This is a genomic window from Vibrio sp. THAF190c (assembly GCF_009363355.1).
In the GTDB taxonomy this organism is placed as follows: domain Bacteria; phylum Pseudomonadota; class Gammaproteobacteria; order Enterobacterales; family Vibrionaceae; genus Vibrio; species Vibrio fortis_A.
The window spans coordinates 2,005,610-2,023,692 of the sequence record NZ_CP045338.1 but is presented as its reverse complement, the minus strand read 5'-3'; the positions used below and the strand labels follow the sequence as shown (position 1 = coordinate 2,023,692).

At 45.7% G+C, this 18,083-nt stretch carries 12 protein-coding genes; 8 read left to right on the top strand and 4 right to left on the bottom strand.

The annotated features are described in order from the left end of the window. Positions 1–104 precede the first annotated feature (104 nt). Both FIV04_RS08935 and FIV04_RS08930 read right to left on the bottom strand, forming a co-directional pair. Positions 105–1,583 (bottom strand): DUF2867 domain-containing protein, encoded by a 1,479-nt coding sequence (locus FIV04_RS08935; protein WP_152468926.1) that lies wholly within the window; start codon positions 1,581–1,583, stop codon positions 105–107. Positions 1,584–1,714: 131 nt separating this feature from the next. Continuing rightward, a complete protein-coding gene (locus FIV04_RS08930) occupies positions 1,715–3,157 on the bottom strand; it encodes a cytochrome c peroxidase (protein WP_152468925.1) in 1,443 nt (480 codons plus the stop codon). Between the two features lie 452 nt (positions 3,158–3,609). On the opposite strand from FIV04_RS08930, the gene FIV04_RS08925 reads away from it, so the two are divergent. From FIV04_RS08925 to nhaA, 5 genes are all read left to right on the top strand, one after another. Next, complete coding sequence (locus tag FIV04_RS08925) at positions 3,610–4,983, top strand: MATE family efflux transporter (protein WP_152468924.1); 1,374 nt, start codon at positions 3,610–3,612, stop codon at positions 4,981–4,983. Between the two features lie 122 nt (positions 4,984–5,105). After that, positions 5,106–5,777: an ABC transporter ATP-binding protein gene (locus FIV04_RS08920; RefSeq protein WP_032548689.1), complete on the top strand. Its 672-nt coding sequence runs from the start codon at positions 5,106–5,108 to the stop codon at positions 5,775–5,777. Continuing rightward, a complete protein-coding gene (locus FIV04_RS08915; RefSeq protein WP_152468923.1) occupies positions 5,758–8,211 on the top strand; it encodes an ABC transporter permease in 2,454 nt (817 codons plus the stop codon). Before FIV04_RS08920 ends, FIV04_RS08915 begins: the two co-directional genes overlap by 20 nt. After that, complete coding sequence (locus tag FIV04_RS08910) at positions 8,212–9,348, top strand: lipocalin-like domain-containing protein (protein ID WP_152468922.1); 1,137 nt, start codon at positions 8,212–8,214, stop codon at positions 9,346–9,348. A gap of 275 nt (positions 9,349–9,623) precedes the next feature. Then, on the top strand, positions 9,624–10,787 hold the full coding sequence (nhaA, locus tag FIV04_RS08905; protein WP_152468921.1) for a Na+/H+ antiporter NhaA: 1,164 nt from the start codon (positions 9,624–9,626) through the stop codon (positions 10,785–10,787). 211 nt (positions 10,788–10,998) lie between these two features. On the opposite strand, the gene FIV04_RS08900 is transcribed toward nhaA, so the two are convergent. Both FIV04_RS08900 and FIV04_RS08895 read right to left on the bottom strand, forming a co-directional pair. After that, positions 10,999–11,553, bottom strand: a complete 555-nt coding sequence (locus FIV04_RS08900; protein WP_253895408.1) for an OmpA family protein — start codon at positions 11,551–11,553, stop codon at positions 10,999–11,001. Positions 11,554–11,606: 53 nt separating this feature from the next. Continuing rightward, positions 11,607–12,914, bottom strand: coding sequence for a TolC family outer membrane protein (locus tag FIV04_RS08895; protein ID WP_152468919.1), 1,308 nt, complete (start codon positions 12,912–12,914; stop codon positions 11,607–11,609). A 661-nt stretch (positions 12,915–13,575) separates the two neighbouring features. On the opposite strand from FIV04_RS08895, the gene FIV04_RS08890 reads away from it, so the two are divergent. From FIV04_RS08890 to fabV, 3 genes are all read left to right on the top strand, one after another. After that, positions 13,576–14,205: a TetR/AcrR family transcriptional regulator gene (locus FIV04_RS08890; protein WP_032548700.1), complete on the top strand. Its 630-nt coding sequence runs from the start codon at positions 13,576–13,578 to the stop codon at positions 14,203–14,205. 55 nt (positions 14,206–14,260) lie between these two features. Then, positions 14,261–16,543, top strand: a complete 2,283-nt coding sequence (locus FIV04_RS08885; RefSeq protein ID WP_152468918.1) for an acyl-CoA dehydrogenase — start codon at positions 14,261–14,263, stop codon at positions 16,541–16,543. 209 nt (positions 16,544–16,752) lie between these two features. After that, positions 16,753–17,955, top strand: a complete 1,203-nt coding sequence (fabV, locus tag FIV04_RS08875; protein WP_032548703.1) for an enoyl-ACP reductase FabV — start codon at positions 16,753–16,755, stop codon at positions 17,953–17,955. Positions 17,956–18,083 lie beyond the last annotated feature (128 nt).

Sequence of the window (18,083 nt, the reverse complement as noted above, 5' to 3'; positions counted from 1 at the left end):
ATACGAAGAGCGGAATTATCCGCTCTTTTTTTATCTCGCCACTCGAATCCCGAACTTGCTCTTAATTCTCTTCGCATCCCGCCACTCGAATCCCAAATCCGCTTTTAGTCTCTTCGCTTCTCGCCACCCGAATCCCTTATCTGCTCTTTCGCCTGCCTTTCTATCGCCTTCACCATACCCTTAAATATAAATAGGTGTGCTGGCATCATGGCAAACCAATATAGTAATCCCAGAAAGCCTTTAGGATGCCACCAAGCGGTGATGTTAAGCTCGCTTTGATTGCTTGTTTGATCTTTCTCGGCAAGGTCGGAAACTGTTATCTCGAGGCGACCAAGGCCGGGGCCTTTCATACCGAATAGCAGTGATAGGAACTGGTTCTCTTCACAACGAATCACTTTCCATGAATCGATATGATCGCCGACTTTGAGTGTTGGGCCTTCCGGTTCTTGCCTTTTGGGCACACCACCACCGAAGAAAAGATCCAGCCATTCACGGGTGCGCCATAGAGCGTTCGCAAAGAAATACCCTTGTTTTGGGCTACCTATCTGTTGAGCCACCTGCCAGAGTTCTTCTTTGGCAACGGTAGATTGGATGGTAGCCCCAGTCTGTTTAGGGTAGTAACCGTAGCCAGCTTGCCAGCGCTTGAATGCGGTCTTGTCGAAGCCCCAAACGTTACTCTTAACGAATTCACCTTCTGCTCGAATCGCTTGCTCAACCATGGTTTGGAATGAAATCAGTCGTTGTGGATAACGCTCCTGAATTGCAGTGGAGTTAGCAATAAAGTCATGCTTTAAGCCCGCAAGGAGGGCGCGTCCTATATTCGAAGGTACAGATGTCACGACACCAAGCCAGTATGAGGCAATAGTTGGAGTTAACAAAGATGTCGCCCATAACCTAAGCGGTCTATCTGCGGTTTTAGCGATGTGAGCAAATTGATTACGGTAACTGACAATATCCGGGCCGCCCACTTCAAAGGTTTGGTGAGCTTCAGGATTTTCCTCGGCAAGCTTTAACAGATAATAGTTAAGGTTTTTTAGGGCGATTGGGTTAGCCTTGGAATCGACCCACTTTGGCGCGATCATTATTGGCAGGTTATAAACAAAATCTCGCATTATCTCAAAAGCCGCAGAGCCTGGGCCAATAATCACGCCAGCTTGCAGTTCAGTGATAGGAACCGGGCCAGATCTTAATAGATCGCCAGTTTTCTTTCGTGCTTGAAGGTGATCCGAATCTGCCGTTTGTGGTTGCAGTGAGCTTAGGTAGATCACATGTTGATTGCGCGGGCCAAGCGCATTGACAAAGTTTCTTGCTAACGTGAGCTCGTAATCAATAAAGTCGTGCCCCTCTGCCATACCGTGGACGAGGAAGAAAATGAGGTCAAAATGAGGTACTAGCTGTTTTGTAGCCTGAGCGTCAGCAAGATCTAAGTACTCTAGTGAGAGGTTTGGATGGGGCTCGGTTCGAGCTTGCAAATAGTCAATATGACGAGCGGCTGCCGTTACCTGATAACCTTGATTGAGGAGTTGAGGTAATAGCTGAGAGCCAACATAACCAGAAGCGCCTAACACCAGTACTTTCTTCATAAAGACTCCATTCGTTGATATGAAGTAGGGACGTCACTAGCTGTTAATTTACCAGTGTCATATGCAAAAAAGCCAATAGTATCTTGCTATTGGCTTAACTGTGTCTCAGATTGTTTTAACGATAGTCGTGTTTATACATCGTTCGCTTGCTGAACATTGTCGGCTTTGGTGCTTAATGTCTCGCCTTTGTACTCACCGGTTAAGGTTTTCAAAAACGACTTAATCGCTTTGACTTCGCTGTCTGACATCTCAACGCCTACCTGATACTTACCCATATCGTAGATAGCTTGCTCAAGCGTTTCAGCTTGCCCGTCATGGAAGTATGGCGCGGTAAGTTCAACGTTGCGTAGTGTAGGCACTTTGAATTTATGCTTGTCGCTTGCTTGACCAGTTACATTAAATCGCCCCATATCTTCAGCAGTGATAGGTGCACTACGATCAGCAAAATAGTCTGCTTTGATGCCCATAGTTTCAAACGTTTCACCACCCATAGCTTCACCAGCATGACAGGTATGGCAGCTGTATTGTTTAAAGAGATCCAAACCATGTTGCTCGATTTCATTCAACGCTTGCTTGTCGCCCATCAGATATTGGTCGAATCGGCTGTTTGGCGTCGTCAATGTCTTTTCAAATTCTGCAATGGCATGGGTGATGGTGTCGCCGGTCATTTCACCTTGATAAGCGTATTCGAACATTGCGACAATTTCGTCATCGTCGCTTAGTTTCTCAATCACCTGAGCCCAATCGTGAGAGCCCATCTCAATTGGGTTGAATGGAGGACCGCCAGCTTGAGCCTGCAGATCGTGAGCACGTCCATCCCAGAACTGCAGTTTGTTGTAGACTGAATTGAATACCGTTGGAGCGTTGATACCACCAACTTGACCATCGATACCCACTGAACCCACTAGATTATCCACGCCACCTGTGTCTAAGCTGTGGCATGAGGCACACGAGACAGTATCGTCGCCAGAAAGACGGGTATCGTGATAAAGCACTTTGCCAAGCTCAGCTTTCCCTGCGTCAACTTCGAAAGTGGTGTAGATAGGTTGTAGTGCACGCTGTTTGCGCTCAGCGGCAACAGGGGAGTCCTGATGGCGTTCAGCGCGGCTTTCACGAATCCATTTTAATAAGGTGTGCTTCTCGTCTTTTGAGATTCCAGCTGCCCAGTGCATCGATTGATAGATCTTTGGTGGCATAGAGTCGTCGTATAAGACTTTTTCGATACGTGCGAGCGCTACTTCAGAGACAGGCTCTTGGTTCTGGAGGTTGCGGTAAAGCTTATTGATATCGAAGTGACGCAGGCCGACTTGTACATCTGCGTCCATTAGATTCTTAGCGATTGGCCACTCTGAGTAGAAAGGCATCTCACTGTCTGAGGTATGGCAGTATCCACACCCTTTGTCAGCCATAATCTTCATGGCTTGGAAATTCAGTGATTGTGGGTCTAAGTGTGAGTATTGGGCAATTTGACGTGCTGCGAGATCTCTATCGTCCTTATTTACAATGTAGACTGAGCCTAAATAAGCCGCGACACCTAAACCCACTAACCCTAGTGCTATTTTTTTATTATTCATGGTTAACTCCCTAATGATTTGTTTTGGAAGTTATTGAATTAGTTAGACTTAATGAAATGGTAAAAAGGAATTGATATTAATCGATTTTCTAGATTGTAAGCTTTTTAACATTTAAATTTGTTGTAAAACATGTATTTATTTGTTTATGTTATTTTTAATAACAATTTCAGTAATTTAGATATCGAACCTAACTTTGATTTTAATCAAAAATCGGAATTTACTCGGATAAAAGCGCTATAAATGATTTGGTGGGTTATATTTTATCTGTATATGCCTATTTTTCATTCATTGTTTGAATTGATTGTGTTGTAATGACTGCTCGCTTGGTTTCATAACAGTCTTTTCTAATCGTTTCTTGGTTCTTGATTTATCGCCGCGGATAAAAACACGCGACTGTTATACTGTTTCGATGTTCCTCTTTTTTTTTCAATATGTTCCATTGAGGTGACCTAATGCTTCTTGCTTCAATAATACGTCATACCAAAGGTGACTTTGTTCGCCAGCTGATTGCCATTGCACTGCCTATTACGCTGCAGAGCATAATGTTTTCAAGTAGAGGCTTGGTTGACGTCTTGATGTTGGGGCAGCTAGGAGAAGCTGACATTGCCGCTGTAGGTGTGGCAAGTCGTGCCATGTTCGTGACCACGATTATGTTGGTTGGGGTAACAACGGGTGGTGCTCTGTTAACGGCTCAATATTGGGGTGCCGGAGATAAACAAGGTGTGCGAGAGAGTACCGCGCTAACTTGGCTGGTTTCGATGTTGTTCGCTGCGTTGACCGTCGTGTTCTTTGTTTCGTTTCCAACGCAAGTAATGGGCGTTACCACAGATTCACAAGAAGTTATCGGTTTAGGCACTGAATACATCGTGATTACCGCGTTCAGTATGTTCGCCGTTGCTTGCGTAAGCAGTATGGCGGTGGGGCTCCGCGCGATGCACCGACCGGGGCTAAGTACCTTTTTCAGCGGTATTGGCATTCTCTCTAATATCTTTCTTAACTGGGTTCTTATTTTCGGTAACCTCGGCATGCCAGCGATGGGCATCAAAGGTGCAGCGATTGCGACTGTGCTGAGCGGCGCGATCGAAGTGGTAACGCTTTATGGATACCTCTACTGGAAGAAGCACTTGTTGGCTTTTAAAGGCGCTGACGTTATGGCTGCTGCAACAGTCCAGAAAGTCGTTAGGTTTCTCAAACTCTCTTTGCCAACAACCTTTAACTTCTTAGCTTGGGCGGGGGGCTTGTTTGCCTATCACGCGATAATGGGGCAATCGGGCGTGCAGGGCTTAGCAGCACTCTCGGTGATGACACCAGTTGAATCTATCTCTTTGGCACTTTTGATTGGCATGTCGACTGCTGCTGCCGTGTTGGTTGGCAATCAGTTAGGAGCCAAAAACAATGAAGCGGTTTATTACCAAGCATTGGGCATCAGTATCATAGCGTTTTTCACCAGTATTGTGGTCGCGTTGGTGCTCTATTTTGTTCAAGCTCCAATCCTAGATTCCTTCAGCGCACTGACTCCAGAAACGCGTGAGTTATCTGAAAAATTCATCTTGATTTTGAGCTTAGGTATTGTGGTTCGTTCCATACCAATGACGGTGATTGTTGGCGTTTTACGAGCGGGTGGAGATGTGAAATTCTGCCTCTACCAAGATCTGATTGCTCAGTGGCTCATTAGTATCCCTTTAGCGGCTTTTGCGGCTATCTATTTTGGTGTCGAACCTGAATGGATCTATTTGATGTTCTTAACAGAAGAGGTGATCAAATGGGGTGGGTCGCTCTATCGCATGAAGAGTAAGAAATGGATAAAAAATCTTATAGGAAGTTGAAGTCAGACGTAAGATTTATGTGACTTTATACTTAGCATGTGATCTATCTTTCAAATTACTTCCTACAACCTTAGATTTAGTGTAGATTCTCATTCCAAATTCTAACTAATGTGAGCTGTTTAATGTTAAAGCTATCAGACCTATGTAAGGGCTATGTCGACGGGGGAGAGTTCCATCCCGTTTTACAAGGTGCTGAATTAACATTAAATCAAGGGGACCAGCTTGCATTAATGGGTGAAAGTGGCTCAGGTAAGAGTACACTGCTTAACCTCATTGCAGGGCTCGACCTTGCTGACTCTGGGGAAATTCTATTCCCGAATTTTGATATGCATATGGCAAAGGAGCGTGATCGCACTGCTTACCGCCGCAATAACATCGGGCATATCTTTCAACAGTTCAACTTGCTACCAACACTGAACATTGCCGATAACATCCGCTTTTGCCGTCAACTGAAAGGTTTACCTGAAGATAAAGGCTTATGGCGTCAAATTTTGTCTGCACTCGATCTTATGCCTTTATTGGGACGCTACCCTGAAGAGGTGTCTGGTGGTCAGCAGCAGCGTGCCGCGATTGCTCGAGCTCTCTATATGGAGCCAAAGATCCTGCTTGCCGATGAGCCTACTGGTAGCCTAGACGAGCGCAACGCAGAAGCGGTAATGCGCTTACTGACGTCATTAGCTCGTGAGCTTGAGTGTACGCTATTGTTAGTGACACACAGTGAAAAGGTTGCCCAGCATATGGATGGCTGCATCCGTCTACAAGGGGGGCAGCTTCATGTTATGGCCCGTAGTTAAAGCGCTACTCGGTCATTATCGACGCTACCCACTTCAAATCATTCTTGTTTGGCTCGGTCTAACACTGGGCGTCTCTCTTTTGGTTGGTGTTACTGCCATCAACCAACATGCTAAGCAGAGCTATGCTCATGGCGAAAAGCTATTTTCCAATCCGCTTCCTTACCGTATTCGCCCAAAACATAGCGCCAATAAGATCCCACAAGGTTTCTACATTCAACTTCGTCGTGAAGGATTTCAGCAGTGCGCCCCTTTTTATAACCATCGTGTAACTGACGAGAACGGCTCCAACTTTATGTTGATAGGCTTGGATCCTGTCTCGATGCTTCAGTTGCAACCTGGTGTTGCGCTTCAAGACCTCACCACGCTCAACCTGATGAAGCCGCCATACCCAATCTTAGTGAGTGATGATCTGGCCAAGCATATGGAGTGGCGTGACGGTGACTATATTCACCTTGCAGACGGCTCTGAACTTGGACCTTTAGTTGTCGACCAGAACAAGATGATTAACGGAACACGTTTGATTGCGGACATCTCTTTACTGAGAATGTTGAAACGCAGTTCTGGCCTATCCGTTATCGCCTGTTCAGATATGTCGGAAGCGAAGTTTGAGCGTCTCAAGAGCATGCTGCCGAATGGCTTAACCATCTCTCGCAGCTCTAAAGCTGAGTTGGAGTCGCTAACCAGTGCATTCCACTTGAACTTGACGGCGATGGGAATGCTTTCGTTTGTTGTAGGCCTGTTCATCTTCTATCAAGCCATGTCGCTCTCTTTTATCCAGAGACAACCTTTGGTTGGGGTTCTGAGACAAACTGGTGTATCCGGTTGGCAGTTAACCAAAGCACTCTGTTTTGAGTTGCTAGCGCTAGTTGTTGTTAGTTGGATCTGCGGTAACGTCTTTGGTGTGATGTTGGCAAATCAATTGCTGCCAGCCGTGTCCTCAAGCCTCGGTGACCTTTACGACGCTAATGTCGGCCTGAGTATCGACTGGAGCTGGAAAGCGAGCGTCTACAGTTTTGCTATGGCATTAATCGGTGCATTTTTAGCGTGTGCTTGGCCTTTGATCCGTTTGCTAAAGTCTCAGCCAATTCGACTCTCATCTCGTTTGTCTCTGATGCGTTTCGCGGGTACTGAGTTTACATGGCAAGCGTTGATCGGTTGTGGTTTCTGTGTAGCTGCTGTGGCGGTATATCAAGCTCCTCAAACACAAGAGTCTGGCTTTGCCATCATTGCACTGATGCTAGTGAGTGTTGCGCTGTTTACACCTTTTTTAATGTGGAAACTGTTCAATAGCTTCTCATACTCTCTGCGCTGGGTTCGCGCGCGTTGGTTCTTCGCGGATGCAGCTGCGAGCATGAGTTACCGCGGCGTTGCTACTATGGCGTTTATGCTAGCGATGACGGCAAACATCGGTGTTGAAACCATGGTAGGTAGCTTCCGAGATACTACTGATAAATGGTTGTCTCAGCGTCTTGCGGCAGACTTGTATATCTACCCAACCAATAACTCTGCAGCACGCATGAGCAACTGGCTATCAGATCAGCCAGAAGTAGACTCGGTATGGTGGCGCTGGGAGAAAGATATTCCTTCTCCAGTAGGCAGTATCCAAGTTGTGAGTACTGGTCCTTCTGAAGGGGAGCTAGAGGCGTTAACCATTAAACTGGGTATCCCGAACTACTGGTACCACCTACATCACTCTAAGGGCGTCCTTATTAGTGAGTCGATGTCGCTCAAGCTAGGCATTCGACCGGGTGACTACATCGATATGTACGATAGTCTTGGCTCTGGATGGCAAGTTGTCGGTGTATATTACGACTACGGTAATCCTTATCATCAAGTCATGATGTCGCATCGTAACTGGCTATACGGCTTTGCGGGGCGGGGCAATGTTGGATTAGGTGTCATACTTAAAGAAGATGTAAACCCAACCGGGCTGCGTAGCAGGCTAGAGTCGGTATTTAGATTGAGCTCTGAGCGCATCTTTGACAATAACAATATTCATAGCCAAGCGATGCGTGTCTTTGACCGTACTTTTGCGATTGCAGATACCTTGGGCAACATTACATTGGTTATTGCTGTGTTTGGTATCTTCTTCGCGACCGTTGCGGGTGAGGTATCAAGGCAACGACATATTTCGCTGCAGCGCTGCTTAGGCGTGTCGGCAAAAGAGCTGATCTTTACGGGAAGTCTGCAGTTGTTTGTCTTTGGTCTGATATCGTCACTGATAGCGATACCACTTGGTTTAGCGTTGGCTAACCTGATTGTAGATATCGTGATTAAGCAGTCTTTCGGTTGGTCTTTAGAGCTGCAAGTCATACCTTGGGACTACTTCATGACCTTTGCATGGTCGATGGCGGCGTTGATGATTGCTGGAGCCTTGCCAGTATTGCGTATGATAGGTAATACACCGATGAAATCACTTAGGGATGCGCTGTAAATGGGTCAAAGAAAAGGCGTGAAAAAACCGAGAAATAGAGTCCTCTCTGCTGCTCTACTGGTCGGCTTCTTTGGTCTGTTTGTTGGTATTTGGTCTTATTACTCTTACTTCGCTGATGTAGGTGAAGAGGGTATCAATGAAGTCAATTCTGTGTTGGTGAGTGAGCAATTTAAGGTGTTTGAACCAGTATTGCCTGACCGTACCGTTTCACTGCCGAAAGATTTCCAATTCCATCCTGAGTTCCAACATGAGTGGTGGCATTACTTCGCGACTTTAGAAGATGCCAATGGTAAAGACTACTCCGTTCAATGGAGCTTTTTTAGAATCGCGACCGATGAACGAGAGGCGCGCGGTTGGCAAAGCCCACAAATCTATATCTCTAATGTGGTTGTTACCTCAGCCACTCAAGTGTGGAAAGAACAAAGACTCGCACGTGGCGGTATTGGCCAAGCAGGAATGACTAATCGTCCATTCCGTATCTGGATTGATAACTGGAACTGGCGTGCGCTTGGTGCGACCCCGTTCCCGGGGCGTTTGAGCATTGAAACCGACACATTTGGTTTAGAACTCGATTCAGTGACCAAAGGCCCTTACGTGCTGAATGGCGAAAACGGCTATCAGAAGAAACACGATTTGCTTCCTATTGCTTCATACAACTTTAGTGCGCCGTTCTTGGCTCTGAATGGCAAACTGATGCTTGATGGTAAAGAAATTGAAGTGTCTGGTAACGCCTGGCTTCATAAAGAGTGGGGCAGCGGTCTACTTGGTGAAGGGCAGCAAGGTTGGGATTGGTTTGTCTTTAACTTAGATGATGGTTCTGCTCTGAGTGTGAGTCGTTACCGGAGCAATGAGCAGATGCCATATGTGTTTGGTACGCTAGCAACTCGCTCAGGAAAGGTTTATCAGCTCTCTGATTCAGATATCGACATCACACCATTGCCTACTAGTACTCTGCTCAACGGGCGCAGAATGCCGCTTCAGTGGATCATCAACGTGCCTAAATATGAGATCAACCTCACAACTCGGATTCAACGTAGGGACATGTGGCTACCGTTTGTTATCCCTTATTGGGAGGGACCCATTATGGCCAGTGGAAGCCATGAGGCGTCAGGGTTTATGCAACTGACTGGTTATTGATTTTTATATAAGGCTATCATTTGATAGCCTTTTTTATGCACGTTAACTCACTTTATGGAGGGTTCGTCTAGCTTACACTTATAATATTGGTCATCTATACTTAATTTAGTGTGAGTAACAACATTATGGAATATACGACGTATTGTTTAGTATTTGTAGGAAAAACCGAAGTTAAACATCCAAAGAAGTGATTATGTATCGTCGAAAGTTGGCTATACACTCGTGTCTATTCTTTGTTATTCGTTTATTTAAATAATAAATATAAGGGCGAAATCATGAACGACGTCATCCGTGACTTCTTTAAAATGGAATCTGCTGGCGGCATCATTTTGGTAATTGCTGCGGCAGTTGCAATGTTCGTAGCGAACTCACCTCTGAACGAAATGTATCAGGGTATGCTACACACATACGTATTTGGTATGTCCGTGTCTCACTGGATCAACGACGGCCTAATGGCAGTCTTCTTCCTACTTATCGGCCTTGAAGTAAAGCGTGAGCTTTTAGAAGGCGCATTAAAATCTAAAGAGACAGCAATCTTCCCAGCCATCGCTGCGGTAGGTGGTATGCTAGCTCCTGCACTAATTTATGTGCTATTCAACTCAAGTAACCCTGAAGCGCTTCAAGGTTGGGCTATCCCAGCAGCTACAGATATCGCATTCGCATTGGGTATCATGGCACTTCTTGGTAACCGTGTACCGGTAAGCTTGAAGGTGTTCCTGTTGGCACTAGCAATCATCGATGACCTAGGTGTTGTTGTTATCATTGCACTGTTCTACTCAGGTGACCTATCGACACTGGCGCTAACAGTTGGCTTCATCGCAACAGGTGTGCTGTTCATGCTAAACAATAAGCATGTGACCAAACTGAGCGCTTATCTGATTGTTGGTGCAATTCTGTGGTTCGCAGTATTGAAGTCTGGTGTTCACGCAACACTTGCTGGTGTGGTTATCGGTTTTGCGATCCCGCTTAAAGGCAACAAAGGGGAGCACTCTCCGCTGAAACACCTAGAGCATGCTCTGCACCCGTACGTAGCTTTTGCAATCTTGCCAATCTTCGCATTTGCAAACGCAGGTATCTCACTGGAAGGCATCTCAATTTCAAACCTGACAGGCATGCTACCGCTTGGTATTGCTCTAGGTCTATTGATTGGTAAGCCACTGGGTATCTTCCTATTCAGCTGGGGCGCAGTGAAAACAGGGGTAGCTAAGCTTCCTGAAGGTGTGAACTTCATGAATATCTTCGCGGTGTCTGTGCTGTGTGGTATCGGCTTTACGATGTCTATCTTCATCTCGTCATTGGCATTTGGCCCAACGAACGCAGATTTCGATACGCTGGCTCGACTAGGTATCTTGATGGGCTCAACGACAGCGGCAGTTCTGGGTTACGTACTATTGAGTGTCTCGTTACCTAAGACAAAGCATCAAGAAGTTAAGCTGTAATCATTACAAAACATGTTTGAAAGGGTTGGCTGGTTAGGACAGTAGCCACCAACACTTTTAAAAACATAATGACAAAGAAACGAAAAAGCCGTGATGACTGTTCATCACGGCTTTATTGTTTAAGCCTATTCTCAACTAAGCATGTTCCTAATCATCCGCGTTGTTTGGATTTGTTTTGCTAAACATTGGGTTTGTTGGTCACGTAAAGAATCTATTTTTCTAGTGTAGTGAAGATAGTCCACTCTTCAACAATCTCTTCATTTAAACCTACAACCGTTGCTGTTACGCGTCGATTTAACGCATGAGACGTTGCATCATCACCGGCACTTTCTGGTTTTGTGTCACCGTAACCGACAATGCGTACTCGTTCAGGCTCAACCCCATTAGCAATCAATCTGTCTTCAACCGCATGCGCTCTCTCTTTCGATAGTGCAAGGTTGTGTTCAGCGGAGCCAACTTTGCTCGCATAGCCTTGAACTTCAATAGAGGCCGATTGATAAGTCTCTAAGAAGAGTGCCATCTGGCGAATCTGGTCAGAGAATACAGGGTTAATTTCATAAGAGTTATTGGCAAAAAGGATTCGCAACTGCTTAACTTCTTGTGCACGTATTTTTTCGCCGCAGCCCTCGTTGTCAACTAGCGCGCCTCTAGGGGTAGAAGGGCAATCGTCTCGGGCATTAATTACACCATCTAGATCGTCGTCTTTAAGGTCGGCTATCTGCACTGCCACAGGCGTTTCACCGTAAGGCTCTTCTTCATACGCCATTAATGGCTGGCAAATTAGACAAGTGGGTAAAATGAGATACAAAGATTTCATAATTAATACTCCATTCCTCTTGTCCACTCTTCAGGAACATCAACCAACATAGCATCGAGCAGGGTTCCCGTTGCGTTCAATACACGGTATTTAGCGTATTGTTCAGCGTAGTGTGCGTCTAAGTAGTCTTTACGAGCTTCAAACAACTCGTTCTCTGTATTGAGCACATCAAGTAAAGTTCGTTGTCCAATTCGATACTGCTTTTGATAAGCAATAACAGTTTCGGCTGCAGAGTCTACGTGATCGGATAGAAAGTTCTTTTGTTGAAGTGTTAAATCTAGAGCACTCCATGACAAACGAAGCCCTTCTTCCACTTGACGATAAGCGGTATCACGCAGATCTTTGGCTTTGTTCAACTGGTAGGCTGCACTTTCACTTTCAGCAGAGTCGCTACCACCGTTGTACAAGTTGTATCTCATACGCAACATGGCGAGCGTTTCTTGGCTTGAACCTTCATCGCCGCCAGCGTCATCTCTCCACGTTTGGGAAGCTTCTATAGAGAAGGTCGGGTAGTTAACCCCTTTGGATTGCTTGTATTGAAAGTGGGCGGCATCGACATCGGCACCCGAAATCTGAATCACTGGATGGTGATCATAAGCAAACACCAGGGCATCAGAGAGTGAGAGAGGGATCTTAGATACATCAGCCCGAGGGTATACCAACCCTAGAGGTTCTTGACCAACGATCCTTCTAAACTGGGTGTGTGTATCAATCAGGTTGTTCTGCGCCGCCAGCAGGTTACCGTGAGCTTTCGCAATACGAGCCTCTACTTGCGACACATCCGCCGTCGAGCCAATACCAGACTCAGCTCTGCGTTTGATGTCTTTGTATATCTTCTTGTGAACCGAGAGGTTACTTTCCGATAGCGCTAAGACTTCCGTTGCTTTTACTGCGTCGAGATAGACTTGCGTAACTTCCAACGCCTTGTCTTCTGCATCTGCGAGCAGCTGTAAGCGAACCGATTCTGCTTCAGCAGCAGTACGGTCTATGTTGTAGAGCGTGGCAGAGCCATCCCAAATGAGTTGAGTCAACGAAATGGTTGCTTCTTTTCGAGTTAGGTCAGTATCTGGGCCGTTGTTGGGGGCTGGATTTATCCCTTCATACCCGATGCCTGCATCTAGATCGATGCTCGGGAGATACGCGCCTCCCGCTGCATCATTTTGGCTTCGAACACTCGAAAACTCATTAAAGATGCTTTTTAACTCTGGATTTGTAGCAAGCGTTATAGCGACTGCTTGTTCTAGCGTTTGTGCCCCAAGAGGAGTTGCAACAATGACGCAACTCAACAAAGATAATTTGAACAATTTCAAAGTAGTTCTCCTTCTACTTTTGACTGTCTCTTTATGATGACAAGTTCAGGTGGTGAGAAAAAACTGACCTTGTATTCGAAGCTTAGGACATTTGCTTGGAAAATGAGAAGTTTAGACAAAAAAATTAACGTTAATGCGGATACTGTACAGCGAACTTAGCCCTACTTATGTAAAAGGTGCAGTGCACGCTGTTGATAGATACAAATTTCCGGTTTCTTATTGTTAATTATCTCAATAGCTTGCTTTGTGAATTTGAGAGGGACTTTTAAAAGGAGTAACGATAGGCGAGGAATGAGGTTAAACAGCCAAAACTCACTAACTATGGGCAAAAAAAAGCCCAAACCAACTCGGTTTGGGCGGATACAAGTATAGGAGTTAATAAGGAAATTGCAGTGAGTAACAAGAGAGTGAAACAAGTCTGACGGCCAGAAAGACTTAAAAATGCGCTTCTTGTTACCCTTTTTATGACCCGCCAACTTCCAATCAGTTCCAAGAAAATTTGTTCTTTTTTTCTGTTTTTCTAAAACACAGGTAATTCAGGGTGTTACCAAACTATTTTTAAAACTGGTACGACCAATGGGTGAAAATGTGATGTTGCTTACTTGTTAAATAAATGTTCTATGGGTATATTTCAAACAGTTGTTTAATACGAGTGATTGAAATGGCACCAAGAAGTTCGACCAAAGAGAAGATACTGGATGTAGCAGAGGGATTGTTTGCTGAGCATGGCTTTAACGACACTTCGTTACGTACCATAACAAGTAAAGCAAATGTGAACCTAGCTTCGGTAAATTACCACTTCGGCGATAAAAAGACCTTGGTTCGAGCAGTAATCAATCGTTACTTAGAAGCGTTCATGCCTGCACTTCAAGATGCACTAGTGAACCTTAATTTGAACGAAACGTATACGATGAGTGACGTGTTCGAATCTTTGAGATCGCCACTACGCTCGCTTAACGATGTGAGACCAGACGGCACAAGCCGCTTCATGTTGTTAATTGGACGTGGTTATACCGATGTGCAAGGTCACCTGCGTTGGTTCATTACTACTCGTTACAGTGACGTTTTGGGGCTATTTACCAGCTCGGTAATGAAGGCCAATCCAGACCTCACTCAAGAACAGTTATTTTGGCGACTGCACTTTACCCTCGGGACATGTGTATTCACCATGGCGTCAAGCCAAGCACTGATGGAAATATCAGAAAATGATTATGGAAGAGAGGTTGATGCGAAAGCTGTTGTCGATATCTTGATTCCTTATTTAGCGGCAGGCATGTCAGCTAAAGAGTAAGAACAATAAGAAGCATAAATTCACACCAAAAATAGTGAACAAAAGGATCTGAACTATGAGCTCTCTAAGACAAAAATGGGTAAGCGACCCAGCTTTTAAACTCTTCAAAAAAGTCCTGCCGCCGCTTTCTAGCACTGAGAAAGAAGCGATGGAAGCCGGTAGTGTTTGGTGGGATGGAGAGCTTTTTTCTGGTAAGCCAGACTTCCAAAAACTGCATCAATATCCAAAACCGGAGCTGACAGCAGAAGAGAAGTCTTTCATGGACAACGAGCTTGAAACTCTTCTAGAGATGCTTGATGACCATAAGATCGTTAAAGAAGACCGTGACCTTCCAAAAGAAGTGTGGGATTTCTTAAGAAAAGAGCGTTTCTTCTCACTGATCATCTCGAAAGAGTATGGTGGTCGAAACTTCTCGTCGCTTGCGAACTCAACAATCGTAACCAAGATCGCTACTCGCAGTATCAGTGCTGCAGTATCGGTAATGGTTCCAAACTCTCTTGGCCCGGGTGAGCTACTGTCTCACTATGGTACTCAAGAGCAAAAAGACTACTGGTTACCTCGTTTAGCTGACGGTACAGATATTCCATGTTTCGCTCTAACGGGTCCTGAAGCCGGTTCTGATGCAGGCGGTATCCCAGATGTTGGTACTGTGTGCATGGGCATGCACGAAGGTAAAGAGACGTTAGGTATTCGTCTTAACTGGAACAAGCGTTATATCACGCTAGCGCCGGTTGCTACCGTACTTGGTCTTGCATTCAAACTGCACGATCCAGAAAAGCTTCTAGGCGACAAAGAAGATATCGGCATTACGTGTGCTCTTATCCCAGCTGATCACGAAGGTGTAGTGATTGGTGAGCGTCATGACCCACTTGGTCTTGCGTTCATGAACGGTCCGACACGTGGTCACGATGTGTTTATCCCAATGGAATGGCTAATCGGTGGTGCAGACTACGCAGGCAAAGGCTGGCGTATGCTGGTGGAGTGTCTGTCTGCAGGTCGTGGTATCTCGTTACCGGCTCTAGGTACGGCAATGGGCCACCTCACAGCGCGTACAACCGGTGCATACGCATACGTTCGTAAGCAATTTGGTATGTCGATTGGTAAGTTTGAAGGTGTCGCAGAAAGCCTAGGTCGCATTGGTGGCTTAACTTATTTACTTGAAGCAACGCGTACACTGACGACGACTTCTCTCGACCTAAAAGAGAAACCGGGTATCGTAACCGCGATTGCCAAATACCACATGACGGAAATGGCGCGTACCATTTTGAACGACTCGATGGACATCCACTCTGGTCGTGCAATCCAAGACGGTCCGATGAACTATCTGGCTGCACCGTACCTAGGTATTCCAGTTGCGATTACGGTGGAAGGGGCAAACATCCTGACACGTAACCTGATGATCTTCGGTCAAGGTGCAACGCGTTGTCACCCTTACGTACTTCGTGAGATGGAAGCTGCGGCAAATCCAGATGAGAAACAAGGCGCGAAAGAGTTCGATGATCTACTATTCAAACACATCTCTCACGCAACTAAGAACACGTTTGGTGCTTTCGGCGCTGCACTAACAGGCTCTAAGTTCATCAAAGCGGATATGAGCGGTCCAACGAAACCATACTACCAAGACTTAACTCGTCTAAGCCGTGCTCTTGCAGTGAGTGCTGACTTTGCAATGCTAACTCTGGGTGGTGAACTGAAACGTAAAGAGCTAATTTCTGCACGTCTAGGTGATGGTCTAAGTTACCTATACATGGCTTCTGCAGCGCTTAAGAAGTATGAAGATGAAGGTCGTCAACAAGCTGACCTAGATTACTTGCACTACGCAGTACAGCACTGTTTCCACCACGCGGCTAAGTCGCTACAGGAAGCGTACCGCAACTTCCCTAACAAAGTAGTGGGTAAGATTCTGAAAGGGCTAATCTTCCCAGTGGGTAACCACTTCGAGAAGCCTAGCGACACGCTAACAGTGAAACTTGCTGAAAGTCTAATGACTCCAGGAGCGCACCGTGAGCGCCTAACGCACCTTTGCTACATTGGCCAAGACGAAGATGACAGCGTTGGTTTGATGGAGAACGCATTCATTGCGATGTACGATATCAAACCACTAGAGCGTAAGATCTTCAAAGCAGTGAAAGAAGGTAAGGTAGCACGCAAAGGTCTGTTGGCTGACCGACTAGAGCAAGCATTGGCTGCTGAAGTGTTAACACAAGCTGAAGTTGACCAAATCTTAGCAGCAGACAAACTGCGCTATGCTGCAATTCAAGTTGACCACTTTAGTCACGACTATAGTGAAACTTTGACGCGAAAAGAGCTGAAACCTAAGCTAAATAGCGTTGCTTGATAGAAATATCATCAAAAGGCACCTTTCGAGGTGCCGTTTTTGTATTTGTACGGCACACAACCAGAACTTTGCTAGAATTTTGAACAAATGTCTGCAAATACAACCCGAGTGCTCCAACCACTTGCATTTTAGCCACATTTTTGAAGAAATTAGATGCCATTTGTAGACGAAACTTTTATCCTAACAGGGATTTTTTAAGGAAGTTGAATATGATCATCAAACCTCGAATTCGCGGATTCATCTGTACTACAACACACCCAGTTGGTTGTGAAGCTAACGTAAAAGAACAAATCGCTTACACCAAAGCTCAAGGCCCAATTGCAAATGCACCAAAACGTGTACTTGTTGTGGGTTCTTCAAGTGGCTATGGCTTGTCTTCTCGTATCGCAGCTGCATTTGGTGGCGGCGCTTCAACTATCGGTGTTTTCTTCGAAAAAGCTGGTACTGAGAAAAAGCCGGGCACAGCTGGCTACTACAACTCAGCAGCATTCGACAAGCTAGCAAAAGAAGAAGGCCTATACTCGAAAAGCCTAAATGGCGATGCTTTCTCTAACGAAGCTAAGCAAAAGACAATCGACCTAATTAAAGAAGACCTAGGTCAAGTTGACATGGTGGTTTACTCTCTGGCTTCTCCAGTACGTAAAATGCCTGAGACTGGCGAAGTTGTTCGTTCTTCTCTTAAGCCTATCGGTGAGACTTACACTTCAACAGCAGTTGATACAAACAAAGACACGATCATTGAAGCAAGCGTAGAGCCTGCAACAGAAGAAGAGATCAAAGACACAGTAACCGTAATGGGCGGTGAAGACTGGGAACTTTGGATCAACGCTCTTTCTGAAGCTGGTGTTCTTGCTGACGGTTGTAAGACAGTTGCCTACAGTTACATCGGTACTGAGCTAACGTGGCCAATCTACTGGGATGGCGCGCTAGGTAAAGCGAAGATGGACCTAGACCGTGCTGCAGCGGCTCTTAACGAGAAGCTAGGTCAAACTGGCGGTACTGCGAACGTTGCTGTTCTTAAGTCTGTTGTGACTCAAGCAAGCTCTGCAATTCCAGTAATGCCACTGTACATCGCAATGGTATTCAAGAAGATGCGTGAAGAAGGCGTACACGAAGGTTGTATGGAACAGATCTTCCGCATGTTCAGCCAACGTCTATACAAAGAAGACGGCAGCGCAGCAGAAGTGGATGAGAAGAACCGTCTACGTCTAGATGACTGGGAACTTCGTGAAGATATCCAAGAACACTGCCGCAACCTATGGCCACAAATCACGACTGAAAACCTAAAAGAGCTGACTGACTACGTAGAGTACAAAGAAGAGTTCTTGAAACTATTCGGTTTCGGCGTTGAAGGCGTAGACTACGATGCAGACGTTAACCCAGCTGTTGAGTTTGATGTAGCAGACATCTAATCTAATTAGCTAGGTCTAAATACTAAAAGGCGCTCATTGAGCGCCTTTTTTTGATCTAGGGGCGGATGCGAGATACGAATTTCGAGATGCGAAGGGATTTGAAAAAGCAGATGCGGGATGCGAGTGGC

What these genes read in the sequence shown, in the direction of transcription:
- FIV04_RS08935 (WP_152468926.1), bottom strand. Translation starts at nt 1,583, where the DNA reads ATGAAGAAAGTACTGGTGTTAGGCGCTTCTGGTTATGTTGGCTCTCAG.
- FIV04_RS08930 (WP_152468925.1), bottom strand. Translation starts at nt 3,157, where the DNA reads ATGAATAATAAAAAAATAGCACTAGGGTTAGTGGGTTTAGGTGTCGCG.
- FIV04_RS08925 (WP_152468924.1), top strand. Translation starts at nt 3,610, where the DNA reads ATGCTTCTTGCTTCAATAATACGTCATACCAAAGGTGACTTTGTTCGC.
- FIV04_RS08920 (WP_032548689.1), top strand. Translation starts at nt 5,106, where the DNA reads ATGTTAAAGCTATCAGACCTATGTAAGGGCTATGTCGACGGGGGAGAG.
- FIV04_RS08915 (WP_152468923.1), top strand. Translation starts at nt 5,758, where the DNA reads ATGTTATGGCCCGTAGTTAAAGCGCTACTCGGTCATTATCGACGCTAC.
- FIV04_RS08910 (WP_152468922.1), top strand. Translation starts at nt 8,212, where the DNA reads ATGGGTCAAAGAAAAGGCGTGAAAAAACCGAGAAATAGAGTCCTCTCT.
- nhaA (WP_152468921.1), top strand. Translation starts at nt 9,624, where the DNA reads ATGAACGACGTCATCCGTGACTTCTTTAAAATGGAATCTGCTGGCGGC.
- FIV04_RS08900 (WP_253895408.1), bottom strand. Translation starts at nt 11,553, where the DNA reads ATGGCGTATGAAGAAGAGCCTTACGGTGAAACGCCTGTGGCAGTGCAG.
- FIV04_RS08890 (WP_032548700.1), top strand. Translation starts at nt 13,576, where the DNA reads ATGGCACCAAGAAGTTCGACCAAAGAGAAGATACTGGATGTAGCAGAG.
- FIV04_RS08885 (WP_152468918.1), top strand. Translation starts at nt 14,261, where the DNA reads ATGAGCTCTCTAAGACAAAAATGGGTAAGCGACCCAGCTTTTAAACTC.
- fabV (WP_032548703.1), top strand. Translation starts at nt 16,753, where the DNA reads ATGATCATCAAACCTCGAATTCGCGGATTCATCTGTACTACAACACAC.